The 2,211-nt window shown below is 51.1% G+C and carries 1 pseudogene; it reads left to right on the forward strand.

What is annotated here, in order from left to right:
• Positions 1–2,172, forward strand: a pseudogene (locus QUB56_RS36750) (WD40 repeat domain-containing protein); the annotation flags it as partial.
• Between the last annotated feature and the right edge of the window lie 39 nt (positions 2,173–2,211).

Below are 2,211 nucleotides of genomic sequence, written 5' to 3' on the forward strand. Positions count from 1 at the left end.
GCATTAGCGATCGCCCTCTTTTTCGGAACAGCAGCATTTTGGCAATATCGCCACGCAACCATAAGTGAGGTAGAAGCGATCGCCACCTCCTCCGAAACCCTCTTCACCTTAGAGGAAAAATTAGACAGCCTCATTGCCGCAATCATTGCCAAGCGCAAACTGCAACAACTCGGTGGGGCAAATCCCGCACTCGAAAATCGCGTGCAATTATTACTAGAGCAGGCCGTTTATGGAGCCTCGGAGTTCAACCGCTTGTCAGGACATCAGGGGTTACTGTATAGATTAGCAATCAGTCCCGACGCTCAGACAATTGCCTCCTCAAGTACAGATAACACGGTCAAACTCTGGCAGCGAGATGGCACCCTTGTTGCGACTCTTCCCCACAACGGTATGGTGTGGAGGATAGCTTTTAGCCCCGACAGTAAACTCCTCGCTTGCGCCAGTGGAGATGGCACAGTTAAAGTTTGGCAGCGAGAGGGAACTTCTTGGCACGGCCCCAAACTCCTGCACAGCCTTGAGGGACACAGTAAGGAGTTTAACGGTGTGGCGTTCAGCCCAGATGGCGAGACTTTAGCCACATCCGGTGAGAATAACACCGTTAAACTCTGGGACAAAAACGGCAATTTATTAACCATTCTCGATCGCACCGATACGGTGAGGAGCCTGAGCTTTAGCCCCGACGGGGAAATGCTCCTTAGCGGAAGTGCGCAGGGGACGATCCGATTGTGGAAAAAAGACGGGTCATTCTGGAGCTCCGTAAAGTTAGTGCGAAGGTTTCAAGGCCATAGCGCTGCCATTTGGGAGATCGAGTTCAGTCCGCAGGGCGAGATATTTGCCTCCGCCAGCATGGATAAGACTGTTAAACTTTGGCCCTCCCATGCCCCGTCAGACGAAGAGTTACAGCCCCTAGGAACCCTTAAGGGTCACGCATCTGGCGTTAAAAGTCTAGATTTCAGTCCCGACGGTCAGATTATCGCCTCAGGCAGCGAGGATCGAACCATCAAATTTTGGAGCAAAGACGGCAAAGAGCTGAGAACTTTTCCCTGGCATCGCGGTGCCGTGTGGAATATCGCTTTCAGTCCTGACGGCAAATCAATTGCTTCGCTGGGTATAGGAAATGATGTCAAACTTTGGCAGCCGAAAAACATTTTTTTCTTGCCCCTGCTAGGTCACGATGCTGCTGTTCATGCTGCTGCTTTCGCTCCTGATGGTAAACTTGTCGCCACTGCAAGTCTAGACGGCACGGTGAAACTTTGGCGGCCAGATGGCACATTGCACAAGACGCTTCAGGAGGGTACAGGAGAGCTTTGGAATCTGGCATTCAGTCCTGACGGTAAACTCATTGCCGTGGGCGGGGAAAAAACAGTTAAACTCTGGGACAAGGATGGCAGATTCCTGCGAGAAATCAACGCCCACAAAGGTGTAGTTTACGGAATTACTTGGAGTCCTGACAATAAAATTCTTGCCTCCGCAAGCCCAGACGGCACGGTGAAACTCTGGCAGCCAGACGGTGTGTTACTGCGAACTCTGAAGCTAGATGGAAGCTCCTTCTGGGATGTAGCCTTTAGTCCTGATGGAAAAGCTCTAGCCGCCATCGCTAGTAGCGGCGCGATCGCTATCTGGAAGCCCGATGGCACTTTGTTGCAGGTGATTGATGCCCATCAGGCTATGAGTATGGGGGTCAGTTTCAGTCCCGATGGCAAGACTCTAGCCTCAGCCAGTACAGATGGCACTGTCAAACTCTGGAAATTAGATGCCTCCGAGACTCTTATTGACACCTCGATTTCTCACTCTTCACAACTCCTGCGAACCCTTAAAGGTCACACACAGTCAGTGATGGGAGTTTCCTTTAGCCCGGATGGTGAGATCGTCGCTACGGCAAGTATGGATAACACGGTGAAACTCTGGAACAGAAACGGCATCTTGCTGACGACGCTCACGGGGCATACAAATGTGGTGATGGGAGTTTCCTTCAGTCCCGACGGCACTTTCCTTGTCTCCGCCAGCCACGACCAAATGGCGATTTTGTGGAATGTGAAGCGCATTCTCAATACAGACCCCCTGGCTTTTGGTTGCGACTGGGTGCGAGATTATTTGCGAACAAATGCCGAAGTGAAGGAGGAGGACAGACATCTGTGCGATCGAATTACCAACAATACTCCCAAACTGTGATTTTTTTACTAAATAATTTAAGAATCGCCCCCTCCCTAC

Origin of the sequence: Microcoleus sp. AR_TQ3_B6 (assembly GCF_036702785.1) — a bacterium.
Taxonomy (GTDB): domain Bacteria; phylum Cyanobacteriota; class Cyanobacteriia; order Cyanobacteriales; family Microcoleaceae; genus Microcoleus.